Annotated in this window: 16 protein-coding genes; 4 read left to right on the top strand and 12 right to left on the bottom strand. The window is 68.2% G+C overall.

The annotated features are described in order from the left end of the window. The first annotated feature begins 84 nt into the window (after positions 1–84). The 3 genes from CRT60_RS07260 to CRT60_RS07250 are packed head-to-tail and all read left to right on the top strand — an operon-like array spanning position 85 to position 2,315. On the top strand, positions 85–498 hold the full coding sequence (locus CRT60_RS07260; protein ID WP_098735762.1) for a DUF350 domain-containing protein: 414 nt from the start codon (positions 85–87) through the stop codon (positions 496–498). Between the two features lie 19 nt (positions 499–517). Further along, on the top strand, positions 518–1,102 hold the full coding sequence (locus tag CRT60_RS07255) for a DUF1190 domain-containing protein (RefSeq protein WP_098735761.1): 585 nt from the start codon (positions 518–520) through the stop codon (positions 1,100–1,102). 4 nt (positions 1,103–1,106) lie between these two features. Beyond that, positions 1,107–2,315 (top strand): glutathionylspermidine synthase family protein, encoded by a 1,209-nt coding sequence (locus CRT60_RS07250; protein WP_098735760.1) that lies wholly within the window; start codon positions 1,107–1,109, stop codon positions 2,313–2,315. Between the two features lie 12 nt (positions 2,316–2,327). Here CRT60_RS07250 and CRT60_RS07245 read toward each other — a convergent pair whose 3' ends face one another. The 12 genes from CRT60_RS07245 to CRT60_RS07190 form a co-directional block, all read right to left on the bottom strand. Next, the gene (locus CRT60_RS07245; protein ID WP_098735759.1) at positions 2,328–3,092 is read right to left on the bottom strand and encodes an isochorismatase family protein; all 765 of its coding nucleotides are present in this window, start codon (positions 3,090–3,092) and stop codon (positions 2,328–2,330) included. A gap of 17 nt (positions 3,093–3,109) precedes the next feature. Further along, positions 3,110–4,426 carry a nicotinate phosphoribosyltransferase gene (locus CRT60_RS07240; protein ID WP_098735758.1) on the bottom strand — a complete coding sequence of 439 codons (1,317 nt, stop codon included), beginning with the start codon at positions 4,424–4,426 and terminating at the stop codon, positions 3,110–3,112. A 30-nt stretch (positions 4,427–4,456) separates the two neighbouring features. Continuing rightward, positions 4,457–6,181 carry an NAD+ synthase gene (locus CRT60_RS07235; RefSeq protein ID WP_098735757.1) on the bottom strand — a complete coding sequence of 575 codons (1,725 nt, stop codon included), beginning with the start codon at positions 6,179–6,181 and terminating at the stop codon, positions 4,457–4,459. A gap of 97 nt (positions 6,182–6,278) precedes the next feature. Continuing rightward, complete coding sequence (locus tag CRT60_RS07230) at positions 6,279–7,412, bottom strand: bifunctional nicotinamide-nucleotide adenylyltransferase/Nudix hydroxylase (protein WP_098736245.1); 1,134 nt, start codon at positions 7,410–7,412, stop codon at positions 6,279–6,281. A gap of 141 nt (positions 7,413–7,553) precedes the next feature. Continuing rightward, the gene (locus CRT60_RS07225) at positions 7,554–7,895 is read right to left on the bottom strand and encodes a hypothetical protein (RefSeq protein WP_098735756.1); all 342 of its coding nucleotides are present in this window, start codon (positions 7,893–7,895) and stop codon (positions 7,554–7,556) included. Between the two features lie 56 nt (positions 7,896–7,951). Further along, the gene (locus tag CRT60_RS07220; protein ID WP_098735755.1) at positions 7,952–9,127 is read right to left on the bottom strand and encodes an alpha-hydroxy acid oxidase; all 1,176 of its coding nucleotides are present in this window, start codon (positions 9,125–9,127) and stop codon (positions 7,952–7,954) included. 30 nt (positions 9,128–9,157) lie between these two features. Next, positions 9,158–10,072, bottom strand: coding sequence for an IclR family transcriptional regulator (locus CRT60_RS07215; RefSeq protein WP_244592335.1), 915 nt, complete (start codon positions 10,070–10,072; stop codon positions 9,158–9,160). Between the two features lie 131 nt (positions 10,073–10,203). Then, a complete protein-coding gene (locus tag CRT60_RS07210) occupies positions 10,204–11,136 on the bottom strand; it encodes a dihydrodipicolinate synthase family protein (RefSeq protein WP_098736243.1) in 933 nt (310 codons plus the stop codon). 49 nt (positions 11,137–11,185) lie between these two features. Continuing rightward, on the bottom strand, positions 11,186–12,973 hold the full coding sequence (locus CRT60_RS07205) for an ABC transporter permease subunit (protein ID WP_098735754.1): 1,788 nt from the start codon (positions 12,971–12,973) through the stop codon (positions 11,186–11,188). 1 nt (position 12,974) lies between these two features. Beyond that, positions 12,975–14,102 (bottom strand): ABC transporter ATP-binding protein, encoded by a 1,128-nt coding sequence (locus tag CRT60_RS07200; RefSeq protein WP_098735753.1) that lies wholly within the window; start codon positions 14,100–14,102, stop codon positions 12,975–12,977. 94 nt (positions 14,103–14,196) lie between these two features. After that, the gene (locus tag CRT60_RS07195) at positions 14,197–15,279 is read right to left on the bottom strand and encodes an ABC transporter substrate-binding protein (protein WP_098735752.1); all 1,083 of its coding nucleotides are present in this window, start codon (positions 15,277–15,279) and stop codon (positions 14,197–14,199) included. Positions 15,280–15,343: 64 nt separating this feature from the next. Continuing rightward, entirely contained in the window at positions 15,344–16,765 is a 1,422-nt protein-coding gene (locus CRT60_RS07190) for an FAD-binding oxidoreductase (RefSeq protein WP_098735751.1), read from the bottom strand. A 289-nt stretch (positions 16,766–17,054) separates the two neighbouring features. Between CRT60_RS07190 and CRT60_RS07185 the strand changes: the two genes are divergently transcribed. Continuing rightward, positions 17,055–17,993 (top strand): exonuclease domain-containing protein, encoded by a 939-nt coding sequence (locus CRT60_RS07185; protein ID WP_161957995.1) that lies wholly within the window; start codon positions 17,055–17,057, stop codon positions 17,991–17,993. The last annotated feature ends 145 nt before the right edge of the window (positions 17,994–18,138 follow it).

Genomic DNA, 18,138 nt, shown 5'->3' with positions numbered 1-18,138 from the left:
CCCCCCGCCATCCCGATCCGACCTTGTCGAATGCCCACGAACGATGCAACGCTAGGGGGTGGCGATGCAACGTTGGATAAAGATATGACGCCGGTTCTCCAGTCTCTGACAACTCTTCCGTCATATTTGCTGTTCGCCGTCGTGATGCTGGGATTCCTGCTGCTGTTCATCCTGGCCTACACCGCCGTCACCCCCTATCGCGATCTGGCCCTGGTCCGGCAGGGGAACACCACCGCGGCCCTGACCCTGGGCGGTGCCATGATCGGCTTCGCCCTGCCGTTGATGAGCGTCGCCTCCCACACCACCAATATCCTCGATCTGGCGGTGTGGGGCGTGATCGCGCTGGTGTCGCAGCTGTTGGTCTACGTCATCGGCTCGCGCGTGCTGCTGCCGGATTTCCGCGCCGGTGTCGAAGCCGACCGCACCGCCTACGGCATCCTGCTCGCCAGCCTGTCGATTGCGGTCGGGCTGCTGAACTACGGCTCGCTGACCTATTGATCCGAGGAAAGGCTTTCCGATGAAGCGCTCGCGCACCGTCGCGGCCCTGTTGCTGGGCGGCATCAGCCCGCTCCTGTTCGCCTGCGGCGAGGACGGCCCCGAAGAGGCGACCGTCTATCCCTCCATTGAGGCCTGCACCGCCGAGAAGCCGGCAAGCGACTGCGCCGAGGCCTTCGCCGCCGCCCGCCAGGAGCATCTGGCCGGTGCCCCCCGTTTCTCCAACCGGGAAGCCTGCGAGGCGGAGATGGGCGACGGTGCCTGCACTCCGGCCAACGAGGGTGTCGGAAGCGGCACGGGCAGCGTCTTCGTCCCGGCGCTGGTCGGCTTCATGATCGGTCGCAGCCTGACCGGCGGCTACGCCCAGCCGGTCTATTTCGACCGCCAGGGCTATGCCCGCAGCGGCAACACCCGGATCGCCGAGACGCCGCTGCCGCCGCAGCGCCGGGACGAAATCCGCCAGGGCAGCGGGGGCGTGGCCTCCAGCTCCGGCTCCTACTACCGGCCGGGCTCGGCCAATTCGGGCAAGTCCTTCACGGTCACCACGAGCGGGCGCAGCGCCGGCTTCGGCTCGACCGGGTCGTCGCGCGGCTTCTCGGGGAGCTGAGACGATGGAGCGCGTGACCACGGCCCCTCGCCCGCAGTGGCAGGCCAAACTCGACGAGATCGGCTTTCCCTTCCACACCGACGCCGACGGCACGGCCTATTGGGACGAAAGCGCCTATTGGCGCTTCTCGCTGGCCGAAATCGAAACGCTGGAGGAGGCCGCCGAAGAGGTCTACCGGCTCTGCGAGGAGGCGGTCGGCCATGTCGTGTCGCGCGGCCTGTACGAGGCGGTCGGACTTCCCCGCTGGGCTGCTCCCGCCATCGAGGCGAGCTGGAAGGAGCGCGAAGGGCGGGACATGCCGCTTTACGCCCGTTTCGACTTCGCCTGGGACGGCAAGGGGGGACCGCCGAAGGCGCTGGAGCTGAATGCGGAAACGCCGACCTCGCTCTATGAGACCGCCGTCGCCCAATGGTGCTGGCTCCAGGACGTCCATCCCGACGCCGACCAGTTCAACAGCCTGGAGGAGGCCCTGGTCGAGCGCTGGCAGGCGCGGATGCAGGCCTTTCCCGCGCTGGCATCGCAGGCCGAGGCGGTGCATTTCGCCTGCCTGATGCCGCATCCGGAAGACGAGGCGACCATCGCCTATCTCCAGACCCTGGCCCTGCGCGCCGGCATGACCACCAAGGCGATGCCGATCCAGGCGATCCGCTACGACGATTCCTCCGGCTGCTTCCTGGACGATGCCGGCCTGCCGATCCGGCATCTGATGAAGCTCTATCCCTGGGACTGGATGATCCGGGAGGAGACCGGCCGTGAACTGGTGACCGCCGCTGCGCAAGGGCGGATCCGGATGATCGAGCCGGCCTGGAAGATGGTGATGGCGTCGAAGGGGCTCTTCGCCCTGCTGTGGGAGCTGAACCCCGGCCACCCCAACCTGTTGCAGACCGCGCTCGACCGCACCGGCTTTCCGGCGGGCGCCAAGGTGGTGGCGAAGCCATTGCTCGGCCGCGAGGGCAGCAACGTCAGCATCGCCACCCTCGACGCCGCCGGCTTGCCCGTCGGGCAGCCGATTGCCCAGACCGAAGGGCCCTATGTCGACGAGGGCTGGGTGTACCAGTCCTTCACCCCGCTGGCGGAATCCTACGGCAACCATGCGGTCTTAGGCGTCTGGATGGCCGGCGACAGGGCCTGCGGTCTGGGCATCCGCGAGGACCGCGCGCTGATCACCGGCAACACCAGCCGCTTCGTCCCGCACCTGATCGCGCCGTCCTGACGGCTCTTGCGGTCATGCGGTCTGGAACATCAGCCCGTCGGCGATGATGGCGCCGCTCGCCTGCATCAGGTACAGCCCGACATGGTGGGCGACCGCCTGCGGGTGGGCGGCGGTGTCGGGCAGGCCGAGGCTGCGGGCGGTGTCGAGCGGCAGGTCGTAGGTGGAGCAGCCCGGCTCATACACGACGATCTCACGCAACGGCCCGGTCATGCCGTGGTTGCGCGCCGACAGCAGGGCCTGCACCGCCTGAAGCACGCAGATGTCGGTGCAGATGCCGTCCACCACCAGCGTCTCGATGTTGTTGGCGGCGATCCAGTCGAACAGCCGGTTCTGGCCCGTCGTCAGGTCGGTCGTCCCGACCACGCCGTTGATGCAGTCCTTGCGCATCAGCGTGACGCCGGGGGCGCCGTCCAGCCAGGACAGTTCCTCGACCAGATTCTCCTCGCCGGTGCCGGCCTCGCAATGGGGCGGGTAGGGGTATTCCGGCTTGCCCGGCTCATGGGTGTCGAGGAACACCGCGATGGGATAGCCGGCCGAGAGGAACAGCCGGTTGGTGCGGTCGATCTCGGCGATCATGCGGGTGACCTGGGCGTTGGCGACCGGCGGCGCCAGATTGCCGCCGCCGATGGCGGCGAACCCGTTCACCGGATCGACGTCGAGCTTCCCAACCCGTTTGCCGGCCAGCGAAACGCTGCTGCTGCGCACCGGCAGGGCGGCGGCGACGGTCTCCAGCGCGGCGGCGGGGCCGATGGCGGGGCTGACAATGGACTCGGTCATGGCTTCTCTTCTCCGGTTCAGACCAGCACCGGGACGTTGGCGACGCCCTCGGTGCCGAAGATGGCACGATAGCGGGCGACCTCGGAAGCCGGCCCGGTGGCCTTTTCGTAATTGTCGCTGAGCTTGACCGCCCCCTTCCAGGCACCGTCCACCTCGACCGCGGTCACCTTGCAGACGAGGCTCAGCGGGTCGAGCCCCTGGCCGTTGCGCGGGTGGCAGTTCCGGAAGTCCGAGGTCAGCAGCGTACCCCAGCCGTAGCCGTCGCGGATGCGGCCGCCGAAGGTTTGGTGAAGCGTCACGATGTCCTCGACATCCAGCCCGTCGCTGAACAGGACGCGCTTCTCGCGGGGATCGCGGCCATGGCGCTCCAGCCACGCGATGTATTCCTCGCCCGCCGCCACCGGCTGTTTGCTGTCCACCCGCATGCCGGTCCAGTCCGCCACCCAGTCCGGCGCGTCCCGCAGGAACTGGGTCGAGCCGAAGGTGTCGGGCAGGAACACCAGCATCGAGCCGCCATAGGTCTCCTGCCACAGCCGCAGCACATCGTACTGCGCCACCCGCAGCTCCCCGTCGGTCCGCGCCAGCGCCGCGACCGTCGTCGGCAGCTCGTGTGCGTTGGTGCCGATGGCCTCCAGATCGTGCTTCATGGCGAGATGGGTGTTGGAGGTGCCGATGAAGCGCGGGCCGAGTTCCGCCGCCATCGTCTCCACCACATATTCCTGCCAGAGGAAGCTGTGCCGCCGCCGCGTGCCGAAATCCGACAGGCTGAGGTCGTGCAGCGGCCGCAGCCGCTCGATCTTGTCCCACAGCCGCACTTTGGCGCGGGCGTAGAGGATATCGAGTTCGGTCTCGGTCATGCTGGCGAGTGCTGCCCGCGTCTTCAGCTCGTTGATGACGCTGAGGGCGTAGATCTCCCACATCGTCGTCATCGCCCACGAGCCTTCGAAATCCAGGCGCCATTGGCCGTCCTCCTCCGACAGCCGGTAGTCGGGCAGGGCGAAGTCGTCGGCGAGCCAGGCGACGAACTCCGGCCGGAAGATCCCGCGCTGGCCATAGAAGGTGTTGCCCTGCAGCCAGACCGCCTCCGACCGCTTCAGGCGCAGCGAGCGCACATTGTCGAGCTGGCGGCGCAGTTCGGCCTCGTCGATGATCCGGGCCAGCTTCACCGAGCGGGTGCGGTTGATCAGACTGAAGCGGACCTTCACGTCGCGGAAATGCCGCCAGATGAATTGCAGCATCGCCAGCTTGTACCAGTCGGTGTCGAGCAGCGACCGGACGATGAAGTCGGTGGCGAAATTGTGGTTGTGGGCGCGGCCACTGAAATTGACGAGCATGGCTGAAACCTCCTGTTCTCGCTGACCGGGTCACAGCCCGTAATGGTTGGTGACCGGCAGGCGCCAGCCCGGCCCGTAGGTCCGTTCGGTGACCACGACGCCCGGAGGGCTCTGGTCGCGCTTGTATTGCGCCCGCGCCGTCATGCCGGCAATACGCTCGGCATAGGCGGCGGAAATCGGCTGGCCGACGGCGGCACTCGCCAGTTCGGCGGCACGGTCCGCTCCGTTCAGCCCCTCGACCATGGTGGCGAGCACCGCGTCGAGATGCTCGTAGGCACCGAGCGCCTGCTCGTCGGTCTGCCCTTCGCGCAGTTCGGCGCTCGGCGGCTTGGCGATGATACGGTCCGGCATCACGGCACCCTGCGGGCCGAGCAGGCCTTCGGGGCGGTGCGTGTTGCGCCAGCGCGCCAGCCGGAAGACGATTGTCTTGTAGACGTCCTTCAGCACCGAATAGCCGCCGCACATGTCGCCGTAGAGGGTCGCATAGCCCACGCTCATCTCGCTCTTGTTGCCGGTGCTCAGCACCATCAGCCCGAGCCGGTTGGACAGGGCCATCAGCGTCATGCCGCGCGCCCGCGCCTGGACATTCTCGAAGGTGGTGTCCGCCGCCGGCACCGGCAGCCCATCGAAGACCGGGGCGAGCATGCCGTCGAAGGCGGCCATCGCCGACGCAATCGGCACGGTCAGCAGGCGGGTGCCGAGCAGGGAAGCGGCCCGTTCGGCATCCTCCATGCTCTCCGCCGAGGTGTGGGGCGACGGCATGCGCACCGGCAGCACGCGCCCGGCCCCCAGCGCATCCACCGCGACCGCGGCCGACAGGGCGCTGTCGATGCCGCCCGACATGCCGAGCACCACGCCGGGAAAGCCATTCTTGTCGACATAGTCGCGCAGGCCCAGCACCAGCGCCCGATACATCGCCTCGGTCTCGTCGGGATAGCCGTTCGGCAGCATGCCGAGAACGTCGCCGCGCCGCAGATCGACGCCGCCGTCCTCGCCGCGCTCCAGCGCGATGTCGAATTCGCACTCGCGGAAGCCGGCCTGGGCGATCACCAGCCCGGCCCGGTCCATCGCATAGCTTCCGCCGTCGAACACCAGGCTGTCCTGTCCGCCGACCTGATTGACGTAGAGGACCGGCAGGCCGGTGGCCTTGACCGTGCGCCGGCCGATGGCGAGCCGGACCGCCTGCTTCCCGGTCCTGAAATGCGAGCCGTTCGGCACGATCAGCAGATCGGCCCCTTCGGCCGCCAGCGCCTGGGCGATTTTGCCATGCCAGAAATCCTCGCAGATGGCGATGCCCAGGCGGAAGCCGCGGAAATCGACGGGCGCGGGCAGCGGACCGGGGGCGAAGACCCGCTTCTCGTCATAGACCTCGTCGTTCGGCAGCGTGTGCTTGAGCACGATCTTCATCGACCCGTCGGTCTCGATGAGAAAGGCGGCGTTGTAGGGCAGGGCGGCGCCGTCGAGCGGACCGCCGACCAGCACCGCCGGTCCGCCGTCGCCCCGCATCTCACCGGCCAGCGCGTCGAGCGCCGCGCGGAAATCGCGCCGGAAGCCTGGACGCAGCACCAGATCCTGAAGCGGATAGCCGCTGCCGAAGCACTCGCTGAACACCAGCAGGTCGGCCTTGCCGCGATATTGCGCGCGATGGCGGCGGACGATGTCGAAATTGCCCTGGAGCGCGCCGACCGTGGGGTTGGCCTGGACGCAGACGATGCGCAAAGTGGAAGTGGTGTTGGCGGAGGTGTCGTTGGACATGGCAAAGCTCCTTTGCCGAATGCCGCCGGTCTGTCCGGCGGGCTTGATCGTCATGGTGTGATGCGACCCCGACCATCTGTGCGGAATCCGGCCGCCTTCAGCCGTTGGACAGGGCGATCATGGTCTGGATGATGTGGTAGTGATCTTCGAACATCCGTTCGGGATCGATGTCCGCAATCGGCATCCAGCGGGCCGACTTTGCGTCGTCGCCGCCGCGCACCTTGGGAAAGCCTTCGTCGGTGGGCTTGAGCTGGATGAGGAAGGCCTGCGTCACCGTCCGCCCGCGCGTCGAGCGGTAGGGGTGATCGAAGATCTGGCTGGCGCGGATGCCGCCCTCCAGAAAGCCTACCGGAATCTTGAGCTTCGTCTCCTCCCGCAACTCCCGGATCATGGCGTCCTTGATCCGCTCATGCTGGCCGACGAAGCCGCCGGGCAGCGCCAGCAGGCCGCGCCCCGGCAGGCCGCGGCGTTCGACCAGCAGGACATGGCCGGACAGGACGACCACCGCATCGGCGGTCAGGAATGTGGGAGGATAGGGAGCGTTGGCCCAGCCCGCCCGGTATTTGGCGATGTAGGCGCTTTCCTCGGCCAGCCGCTTGTACTCGTCGGTGCGCGCGAACTCCGCCAGGAAGGCGGCGACAGTGGCGGGCAGGGCCTCTTTCCACTCTTCCAGCGCCGTTGCCGCGTCGGCGAAATAGGCATCGCGGATCGGTGTCGCCGAAATCCCCCGGACATTCGCGCATTCCACGGCGCCCCATTGCGGGAACATGCGCAGATAATAGCTGCTGTGATCCTTCGAGTGTCCGATCAGCCCAATTTTTGGGGGCGAGCCGTCGGCAGGCCGGTGGTGCTGCACGACGACGCCATGCACCGCGGCCTGGACATCGCGGATCCATTCCAGATCGTTGTAGCGGTCGATGAGGGGAAGCACCGTGATGCGCCCGGACTCTTCCGGCGTGAAGGCGCCCTCGATGCAGGAGCGCACTTCTTCGAAGCGGAACGGATTGCGGTGGCTGCGCGCCTGACGCGACGACCCGACCAGAACGATCAGATGGCGGCCCAGCGACAGGGCCCGCTTCATGACGGTGAGATGGCCGAGGTGGAAGGGGCGGAAACGGCCGACAAAAACCAGGAAATCGAAGCCTGAGGCGCTTTGCGCGCCATGGGCCGGGGTCTTCTGCGGCAACGACAGGGGCCCGGACTCGCGTCCGGTGGGAGAACCGATGGTCACGCTCAGCAAGCTCCTTGCTGAAAGAATGCCGCAGTCTATCTGCGGTACACAAATGATACGGTCCCGGCGGACATTTCTCAAGCCCCCGGATATGCTCTTTGGGAGCAATACGGTTGGCTTGGCCGCATGGCCGCCCAGAATCTATCGCTCGCCGGTGCCGCCGATCTCGTGGAACCAGTCGGCATAGGGTGTCGTCCGGACCATGTGCCGGTTCAGGTCCGGCGCACCGTCGGACCACCAGACGGGTCCCCGCTCGCCGAGCGCCCGCTTCGTCTGATCGACGGCGGCATGTGCCGCCGCTTCCGCGCTGTCGTCGCCGGCCCGCCTCGCGGTCGCCACGGCCCGGCGGGCCCGCATCAGATCGGCGACGAGGCCGGCGCGGGCCTCGTCGGACAAGGCCGGGTTGGCCGTGCGCCACAGACGTCCGCGTACGACGATATACCGGCCATCGGGGGTGGTGAGCGGGCTTGGTCTGGTGGGCAAGAGAACCTCCGACGCGTCTGCCGTGTGAACAGCACAGGCGTCGAAACGGATCGCGCTCACACCGGTTCGGCAACCCGGCCGGCCGTCTGGCGTCGCAGCAGGGTCAGGTCGGCCACGGTCCGGCAGCCGAGCAGACCCATGGTCAGGTCGAGTTCATCCCGCAGGATCGCCAGCGCGTGCTCCGCCCCCGCCTGTCCGCCGGCGGCAAGACCGAACAGCGGCGCCCGGCCGAGCAGAACCGCGGCGGCCCCGGCGGCCAGCAGCTTCGCCGCGTCGCTGCCGCGCCGCACCCCGCTGTCGGCCAGCACCGTCAGCCGGTCGCCGACCGCGTCCATGATGCGCGGCAGAACGGTGAGCGGCGAGGGCGCGCAATCGAGGTTGCGCCCGCCATGGTTGGACACCACGATGGCCTCGACCCCGGCCGCCGCCGCGCGCAGCGCGTCCTCCGGCGCCAGCAGGCCCTTGAGGATGATGCGTCCCCGCCAGCGGCGGCGCAGCTCCGCCACATCGTCCCAGTTCACCCGGTCGCACAGACGGATCGGGTCGTGCGCCGCGGCGTCGGTGATGCGGGTGCGGAACTGCGCGGGATAATGGGCGTATCCTGGCCAGCCGCCATTGGCCAGCAGGCGGAGCAGCACCCCAACTGCCCAGGCCGGGTGGCGCGCCACGTCCAGGGCGCCGCGCAGGGACGGCGTGACCGGAACGCTGAATCCGTTGTGTCGGTTATACTCGCGCTTGGGCGAAACCGCGGTGTCCACCGTCAGGATCAGCGTATCCACCCCGCAGGCGGCGACGCGGTCGAGCAGGCCGTGGGTCAGGCTGCGGTCACGCCAGACATAGAGCTGGAACCACAGCTCGGCCCCGGACTCCGCGATGGCCTCGATGCTGGTGATCGACTGGGTCGAGACGCCGAAGGGAATGCCGGCGGCGCGGGCGGCGCGGGCCAGCAGAACCTCGCCGTCATAGCGGACCAGACCGGCGGCGGCGGTGGGTGCTACGACGAAGGGCATCGGGCGGTCGCGGCCGAACAGAGTCACGCCGGTTTGGCGTCCGCTGCAATCGACCAGCACCCGCGGCGTCAGTTCGGCCTGGGCGAAGCTGTCGCGCAGCCGGCGCAGGGAGGTCTCGTCCTCGGTGCCGCGGTCGATGTACTCGAACAGGCCGCGCGGCAGGAAACGGCGGGCGCGCAGCCGCAACTCGTCGATGTTCAGGCATGCCTGATGGGCCGCCATGGGATCACCGCCTCCTGCGGGGTGGGGCCGCTATCGGGAATAGCTGCCGAATTTGTGGACGGAAATGGAGGCCGCGGCCACCTGGACATGGCGGGCAAGCTCCTGCTCGACCTGCTCCGGCGTCCAGCGCGTGGCCGGGACCGAGATGCTGAGGCCGGCGACGGCGCGGCCATGCTCGTCGGTGATGGCGGCGCCGACCGAGATGTCGCCCATCACCGTCTCGTTGATCAGCAGGGCATAGCCCTTCTCCCCGGCTTCGCGCACGCGGGCCCGCAGCCGGTCGGGATCGCAGACGGTGTAGGGGGTCAGCGGGCGCAGGTCGGTGCGGGCGAGGATCTCCTCCCGCTCCTCCTCCGACAGGCGCGACAGGATCGCGGTGCCGGACGCCGTGTAGTAGGCGGGCAGGCGGCTGCCGACCATGAATTCGATGTTGACCAGATGCTTGCCGGGGAAGCGGGCGACGAAGACGATCTCGGCGCCGTCCAGCTCCTGCAGGTTGGTGGTCTCGCCGACGCTGCGGCTGATGTCGAGAAGATAGGGGAAGGCCTTCTCGATCAGCTCGTTGGCGCGCAGATAGTTGTAGGAGAATTGCAGCAGCTTCGGCGTCAGCGCATAGTTGCGCGTGCCGTGGACGCGGCGCAGATATCCCAGAACCTCCAGCGTGTAGACCAGCCGCTGCGCGGCGCTGCGGTCCAGGTTGGCGGCCCTGGCGATTTCCGACAGCGGCATCTGCCGGTGCGGCCCGTCGAAGGCGTGGAGGATCTGGAAGGTCTTCTCGGTCGAGCCGACGAACAGCGAGGACTCGCGCGGATCGGGCTTCCTGGCCTCCGGCTCCGCAGTCATTCCGGCCACCGTCATTCCAGCCGCCGTCATGTCAGTCGCAGTGCCGCCCGGCTCCGTCACGGCCTGTTCCGCCTTCGGCTTCCGTCCTGCTGTCCGCGTCATCGGCAATTCCCCAAGGCAGTCTCCATCCCGCCGGACCCTGCTTATACGCAGTCATGCCAGGGTCCGGCATCTCCACGCTAACGCATAGCATCCGGTGAACCGAATGCCACGCGCCGCGCGGTTGCTACCCATCATACCGGCTGGGCGGCCGGCATTCCCTCGTAAGTGACCAGCAGGCGCGACAGCTCGCGCCGCAGCGACTGCTTCAGCGGCTCACCCGGCTCGCGCAGCGGCGCCAGCATCGCCGGGGCATGCACGCCGATCAGATCCATCACCGCCTTCATCGGGCCGGGGTTGGTCTCGGCGAAGGCGAGGTTCATCATCGGGATCAGCGTGCGGTGGATTTCCAGCGCCTTGTCCAGCTTGCCGGTGGAGGCGAGGTCGTGGATCAGCTTCCACGCCCGCGGCAGCAGGTTGGCCGTCACCACGATGCCGCCGCGGGCCCCGGCCGCGACATGCAGCGGGAACAGCGTGTCCTCGCCGCTCAGCACCGCGAAGGAGGAGTCCACCCCCGCCACCGTGCGCAGGAAATGGTACATGTCGGTGTTGCAGGCCTTCATGCCGACGATCCGCTCGTGCCGCGACAGCTCGTGCAGCACCTCCGGATCGATGGCGATGCGGGTGCGGTAGGGGATCTCGTAGATCAGGATCGGCACCGGCGATTCGTCGGCGTAGCGCAGGAAATAGTCGCGGATGCCGGCCTGCGTCGGGTTGGTGTAGTAGGGGGTCAGCACCAGCAGCCCGTCCACACCGGCGGCTGCGAAATCGCGGCCCGCCGACAGCGCGTCGTAATAGCCGGTGTCGAGCACGCCGGCGATCACCGGCCCGCGCTTCTCACCGGCTTCCGCCATCGCCTCGACCGACAGCTCGGCGAAGCGGATGCGCTGGTCCTTCGCCAGGGCACCATACTCGCCGGTGCCGCCGAGCGGGACCAGCCCGTCGATCCCCTGGCGGAACAGCCAGGAGAACAGCGCCTTGGAGGCCGCGACGTCGATGGTGCCGTCGGCGGTGACCGGCGTCGGGGTGGCGGGCAGGATGCCGCGAAGCTTCGTGGCGTTGAGCATGTCTTGTCCTTGGAAGAAGCTGGTGGTGAAGGCGGTTGGAAAGCCGGCCTCAGCCGGCGAGGCTGCGGCGGCGCAGACGGTCCGCGACATAGATCAGGGTGGCGACGAACAGCAGCAGCCCGGTCGACACCGCCGCGATGACGGGGGAGACCTGCAGTGTCACCTCGTCCCAGAACTGCTTGGGCAGCGTGGCGCTCAGCCCGCCCGAGGAGAACAGGGAGATGGTCAGCTCGTCGAAGGAGGTGGCGAAGGCGAACAGGAAGGACGACAGCATGCCGGCCCCCAGGATCGGGAAGGTGACGTGACGCAGCGCCGCCACCGGCCGGGCGCCCAGGCTCTGCGCCGCGAGGTCGAGCCGGGTGTCGTAGTTGCGCAGCACCGCCATCATGGTCATGACCACATAGGGCACGGCGACGACGGTATGGCCGATGACCAGACCCAGGATGGTGCCGACCAGACCCATCTGGGCGAAGACATAGAACATGCCGACGGCGATGATCATGCGCGGCACGACGATGGGCGACAGGATGAAGGCCAGCATGGCGCCCTTGCCCCGCATCTGGCTGCGCACCATCAGGAAGGCGGCGGGAACGCCGATGGCCATCGACAGGAGGCCGGTGCCGAACGCCACCACGATGGAGCGCCACAGCGCCTGCATCCAGATCGGCGAGTCCAGCAGCTGCTGGTACCATTGCAGCGTGAAGCCCGACGGCGGCCAGGCGAGACCGCCCTTGCCGAAGGACAGCGGGATCATCAGGAAGGCGGGCAGGCTGATCAGCACCAGCAGCAGCCAGACGAAGGCGGTCAGCGCCACCGGACGCTCGGACCGGCCGCGGATGGGATGGCGGCGCGGCACCAGCCCGATCAGCGCATCGCTGGCGGAGCCCAGCGCGGCCAGCACGCGCCCGCCCAGCCGCCGCATGGCGGTGTCGCGGTTGCGCACCACGGCGCTCTCGCCGGTCAGCGACGCGAAGCCGAAGACGCGGTCGTACAGCAGGAACACCACCAGCACGACCGTCAGCAGCAGGACCGAGATGGCGCCGGCCAGACCCCAGTTCAGCGTCTGCTGCACCTGATCGATGATCAGCTGGGTGATCATCGTCTCCTTCCGGCCGCCCAGCAGGGCGGGCACGATGAAGAAGCCGATGGCCGACACGAAGACCATGATCGCCGCGGCGGCGACGCCCGGAAGCGACAGCGGAAAATAGACGGTCCAGAAGGCGGTGCCGGGACGGGCGCCCAGCGTGCCGGCGGCGCGCGGCAGGGTACGGTCGATGTTCTCCATCACCGCCAGCATGGTCATCACCGCCAGCGGCAGCATGGCATGCACCATGCCGATCAGCACGGCGCCGAAGCCGTAGAGCAGGTCGGCCGGGGTGTCGATGATGCCCAGCGACATCAGCGTGCTGTTGACGACGCCGTTGCGGCCGAGGATGACGACCCAGGCGAAGGCGCGCACCAGGAAGCTGGTCCAGAAGGACAGCAGGACCCAGAAGATCAGCCGGCTCTTCGCCGGACCCTTGGCGATGGAGATCAGGTAGGCGACCGGATAGGCCGCGACCACCGCGACCACCGTCGTCGCCAGCGAGATCTTCAGCGTGATCCACAGGACGGTGATGTAGAGGCTGGAGGCGAACAGCTGGGCATAGGGTGCCAGCGTGAAGCCCTGGCCGTTGTAGACGCTGAGCGCCAGCAGCTGCCCTACCGGGAAGACCAGGAAGGCGACGAGCAGCAGGACGAGCGGGGCGCCCATCAGCACCGGCTTGCGCCAGGCGGGCGGGGGCGAATGGCGTTTGGCGCCGGGGGCGTGGGTCATGGTCATGGACTGTCCGCTCATCTCACGCCGTCCCGGCCGCGCGGGCGGCATCGGCGAGCGTGTCGGCGATCACCACGGCGTCCCGGCCGCTCCAGGACAGCGTCAGCACATCGTCGATGCGCACCGCGTCGTCGTCGTTGCGGGTGGGGAAGGCGGCGACCAGCGGCGGCAGCTTGCCGTCGAGCGGCTCCATATAGACCTTGGTCAGGCTGCCGGTGACCATCACCTCCGACACGCGGCCCTGGAGCCCGTCCGCAGCGCCGCCGCCCTTGCGGGCGACCGTCAGGTTCTGCGGCCGCACCATCACGCGCACCTCGGTGCCCGGCGGCAGGTCGTTGCCGTTGGCGAGCGCCCGGCCGGACACCCCCTGCGAGCCGAACCCGATCTCGACCTCGTCGCCGCTGCGGCGGCCCAGGGCGGCGGGCAGGATGTTGGATTCGCCCAGGAAATCGGCGACGAACAGCGAGCGCGGACGGAAATACAGGTCGGCCGGCGTGCCCAGCTGCTCGATCCGCCCGGCATTCATCAGGCAGATGCGGTCGGACATCGTCATCGCCTCTTCCTGATCGTGGGTGACGTAGACGACCGTCGTTCCCAGCTCGCGGTGCAGGCGCTTGATCTCCAGCTGCATGTGCTCGCGCAGCTTCTTGTCGAGCGCGCCCAGCGGCTCGTCCATCAGGATGATCGACGGCTTGTAGACCATGCAGCGGGCGAGCGCGACGCGCTGCTGCTGGCCGCCCGACAGCTCGCGCGGGTAGCGGCCGGCGATGTGCGGCAGATGCACCATCTCCAGCGCCTCGAGCGCGCGCCGCTTGGCTTCGGCCGCCCCGACCTTCCGCATCTTCAGCGGAAAGGCGATGTTCTCCTCGATGGTCATGTGCGGGAACAGGGCGTAGTTCTGGAACACCACGCCGATGTCGCGCTCATAGGGCGGGGCGTAGGTGACGTCCTGCGAGCCGATGCGCACGCTTCCCTCGTCGGGCGGCACCAGCCCGGCCAGCAGGCTGAGCAGCGTCGTCTTGCCGGAGCCCGACGGGCCGAGCAGCGTCAGGAATTCGCCGTCGGCGACGACGAGGTCCGTCGGGGCGAGCGCCACGAAGTCGCCATAGCGCTTGGCAAGACCCTGGACGGAAAGGCTGGAAGAAGACATGCGCGCCTCCTCGCGAAGGGGTGGGGCCGAAGGGGGATGGGGGCGGAAAGGGCGGGCAGGGGACACCGCACCGGCATCCCCCACCCGCTGTTCCTCAGCTCAGCAGCCAGGCGTTGTAGCGCTCAAGACCCTTCTGCTGGTTCTTCAGCCAGTAGTCGGCGTTGATCTGCACGCCGCGCTCGATGTTGGCCGGGAAGGTCGGGCAATCGGGAGCGATCTTGGCGTCGATGTGCTTGAAGGCCTCCGGCTGGGTGACGCCGGCCGGGAAATACTTCACCAGCTCGGCCTGACGCTTGGCGTCGGAAGCGAACTTGATGAACTGGCGGCAGGCGTCGGCATTCGGGGTGCCGGCCAGGATCGCCCAGCTGTCGAGGCCCCAGATGTTCTGGTCCCAGACGATGCCGACCGGCGCACCGGCGGCGATGGCGGCCTGCGGGCGCGACACCCAGGTCGGCACCATGTCGACTTCACCCGACAGCAGCATCTGCTCGACCTGCGCGCCGCTGGTCCAGAAGACGGAGATGTCCTTCTTGATGCGGTCCAGCGCCTTGAAGGCGCGGTCGAGATCGCAGGGATAGACCTCCGCGTTCGGCACGCCGTCGGCCATCAGCGCCTGTTCGATGGTGTCGAACGGATGCTTGCGCAGGGCGCGGCGGCCGGGGAAGTTGGCGACGTCGTAGAAGTCCTTCCAGGAGGCCGGCGCCTTGCGGCCCTTGAAGGCTTCGGTGCGGTAGGCCAGCACGGTGGTGTAGACGTTGGTGCCGACGCCATATTCCGACATGTACTGCTTGGGGATCGAGGCGACGGCCGGATCGGCCTCCAGCCCGTGCTTCTCCAGCAGCGGCTTGTCGCCGCCGGTCAGCATCAGGATGGCCGGCTGGCTGATCTTCGCCATGTCCCAGGTGTAGGACTTGGCTTCCACCATCGAGCGGATCTGCGCGGTCGGCTCGGCATTGGCCTGGACGCCGACCACTTCGATGCCGGTCGCGGCGGTGAAGGGTTTATAGAAGACCTCGCCATAGGCCTTGGTGTAGATGCCGCCGTCGTCGCGCACGACGATCCGCTTGTTCTGTGCGCGGGCCGGGCTCCAGATCGCCGGCATGGCAAGCGCGGCCGTGCCGGCGGCGCCGGCTTTCAGCAGGGTGCGGCGGGACCAGCCGGATTGGCGGATGCTCATGTCGGAACTCCTCTTGGTGAGCCGGAACGGCGGACGGAACGGCAGGAAACGATACGGAAGGGGCCTAGCCCGGCGGCAGCAGGCGGCCGGGGTTGAACAGGTTCTGCGGGTCGAGCGCCTGCTTCACCGCGCGCATCAGCGCCAGTTCGGCGGCGGGCTTGTAGCGCGCCATCTCACCCAGCTGGACACGGCCGACGCCGTGCTCGGCGCTGAAGGTGCCGTTCAGCCGGGCGGCCTCGTCGTTCACCGCATGGCGGATGGCGGCGGCGAGCGCCTCGCGGTCGGCAACCGCGTTCCAGGCATCGAAGGTGAAGAAGGGGATGAAGTGGACGTTGCCGTCGCCGAGATGGGCGACGACGATCGACGGCAGATCCGGCACCAGCGCCCGCACCGCGGCATTGGCTGCATCGATGAAGGCGGGCACCGCCGACAGCGGCACCGCGCAGTCGGTGGTCAGGCCGACGCCGGCCTTCTTGTTGGCCTCCGACACGCTGTGGCGCACCTCCCACATGGCGTGGCGCTGGGAGTCGCTGGCGGCGAGCGCCGCGTCGGTCAGCAGCCCGTCGCCGAAGGCGTCCTCCAGGATCAGCTGAAGTTCCATGTCCAGCGCGTCGCCGTCGCTGTTGTCCGACAGCTCGATCAGCACATGCCAGTCGGCCGAAGTCTCCAGCGGGCTGCGTCGGCCCGGAACCTGTTCCACCACCAGATCGAGCTGGAGGCGGTTGATCATCTCGAAGGCCGACAGCCGGGCGCCGCAGCGCTGCTGCACGCGGGTCAGCAGGGTCAGCGCGTCGGCGGGATCCGCCATGCCGACCCAGGCGACGGCATGGCGCGTCGGCAGCGGATGCAGCTTCAGCGTCGCCGCCGTGATAATGCCCAGCGTGCCTTCCGACCCGATGAACAGGTGCTTCAGGTCGTAGCCGGTGTTGTTCTTGCGCAGGCCGTACAGGCCGGACCAGATCGTGCCGTCGGCCAGCACCACCTCCAGCCCCAGCACATTGTCGCGCGTGTTGCCGTAGCGCAGGACCGAGGTGCCGCCGGCATTGGTCGCGATGGTCCCGCCGATCTGGCAGGATCCCTCGGCGCCCAGGCTGACCGGATAGAGCCGCCCCGCCGCCGCCGCCGCTTCCTGCACGGTGGCGAGCACGCAGCCGGCCTCGACCTCCATCGTGCTGTTGACCGGGTCGATGCTGCGCACCGCACGCATGCGGGCCAGATTGAGGATGACCGGGGCGGGGCCGCTTTCCCATGGGGTGGCGCCACCGCACAGGCTGGTGTTGCCGCCCTGCGGCAGCAGCGGAATCCCGTGCCGGGCGCAGCAGCGCACCACCGCCGCCACCTGTTCGGCATTCGCCGGACGGACGAGGCAGAGGGCCGGCCCGCGGTAGCGCCCGCGCCAGTCTTCCGTCGCCGCGTCCAGGTCGGATTTGGATGTCAGAACGGCGTCGGCGCCGATCAGGCCCGACAGCTCAGCGATCACGTCCACACGCGATCTCCTTGATCTGCATAGTGTTTGTTTGTAATCGCTATTCGATTACAACAACTGGAATATGATAGCGCGTGATTGGTGAGCCAACAATCCACTTTTTGCATAGAGACCGAATTTTTGGATAGACGACGAAATTTCCGGGATGGGAGCGACTGCCGGCCGGCCCTGGCATCACCGGGACGCCGTCCATGCGGCGGCGCGCACGCTCGACCTGCGGTGGCGACCCTGCCATTATCCCGTGATTGCGTGGTGCAACGGGGCGGTCCAGCCCCCAGGGCGAGAGTTGATGAGCCTTTCGAGCGATACAGTGCCTACCGATCCGTCGGCGGGGGCGAAGCCCGGCCCGAGCCGGCCGTCCTCCCGCCGTTTCGTCGTCATCGACTGCGAGACCACCGGTCTGTCGACGGCCGGCGGCGACCGCATGGTCAGCTTCGCCGCCATCGAACTGGCGGATGCGGTCCCGACCGGCCGCAGTCTCAGCCTCATCTTCAATCCGGGGCGCAAGTCGAACCCGCATGCGCTGCGGGTGCACGGGCTGCCGGACCATCTGCTTCGCCACCAGGATCCGTTCCACAGCGTCGCCCAGGACATCCTCGGATTCCTGCAAGGCGCGGTGCTGGTCGGCCACAATGTCGGCTTCGACATCGAGTTCCTGCGGCATGAGTTCGAACTCTGCGGCATTCGCTGGATGGCGGGTCAATCGGTCTGCACCATGCAGCACGCCAGGGCGCAGGTGGCCGGGCGTGCGTCGCTCGATGCGGTGGCGACTCTGTTCGGCATCGATGTCGGGATCCGGGCGCGCTTCCACGGCGCCTTCGTCGATGCCGAGATCACCAGCCGCCTGTTCCAGAAGATGATCCTGGGCAGCGCCGAGATGCTGGCGGTCCCCCATCTGGCGCCGACGAACCAGATCGACCCGCCGCCGCTGGTCCTGCAACCGGCCGTTCCCATCACGCACGGCATCGCCGGTTATGCCTTCGCCGTCACCGGCGACCTGACCGGCCTGTCGCGCGAGGCGGTGATGGCCCGCATCCAGGCGCTGGGCGGACACTGGCATCACAGCGTGCGCAAGGACACCGACTATCTCGTCGTCGGCCATGCCCCCGGCGCCACCAAGCTGGACACCGCCGCCGCCCGCCGCGCCAAGTACGGCAAGCCCGACACCATCGACGAGGCGCAGTTCTTCGCCATGGTCGCGGCGTCCGGCACCCGCAAACGGGCCTGACTTCCGCCCGGCGTTTTTTCATCCCGTGCTTAGCGCCGGCCGGCGGTGATGATAGAACTGGGTGACCCCCAGTGTTTCACCCACCGGAGGAACGGTATGGAGCGGTGGCGGCGGACCACCCGAATCGATTCCGAAACAATCGAGT

The sequence above is a fragment of the Azospirillum palustre genome (genome assembly GCF_002573965.1).
GTDB classification, from domain to species: Bacteria; Pseudomonadota; Alphaproteobacteria; order Azospirillales; family Azospirillaceae; genus Azospirillum; species Azospirillum palustre.
This window is presented reverse-complemented; position numbering and strand designations above follow the sequence as displayed.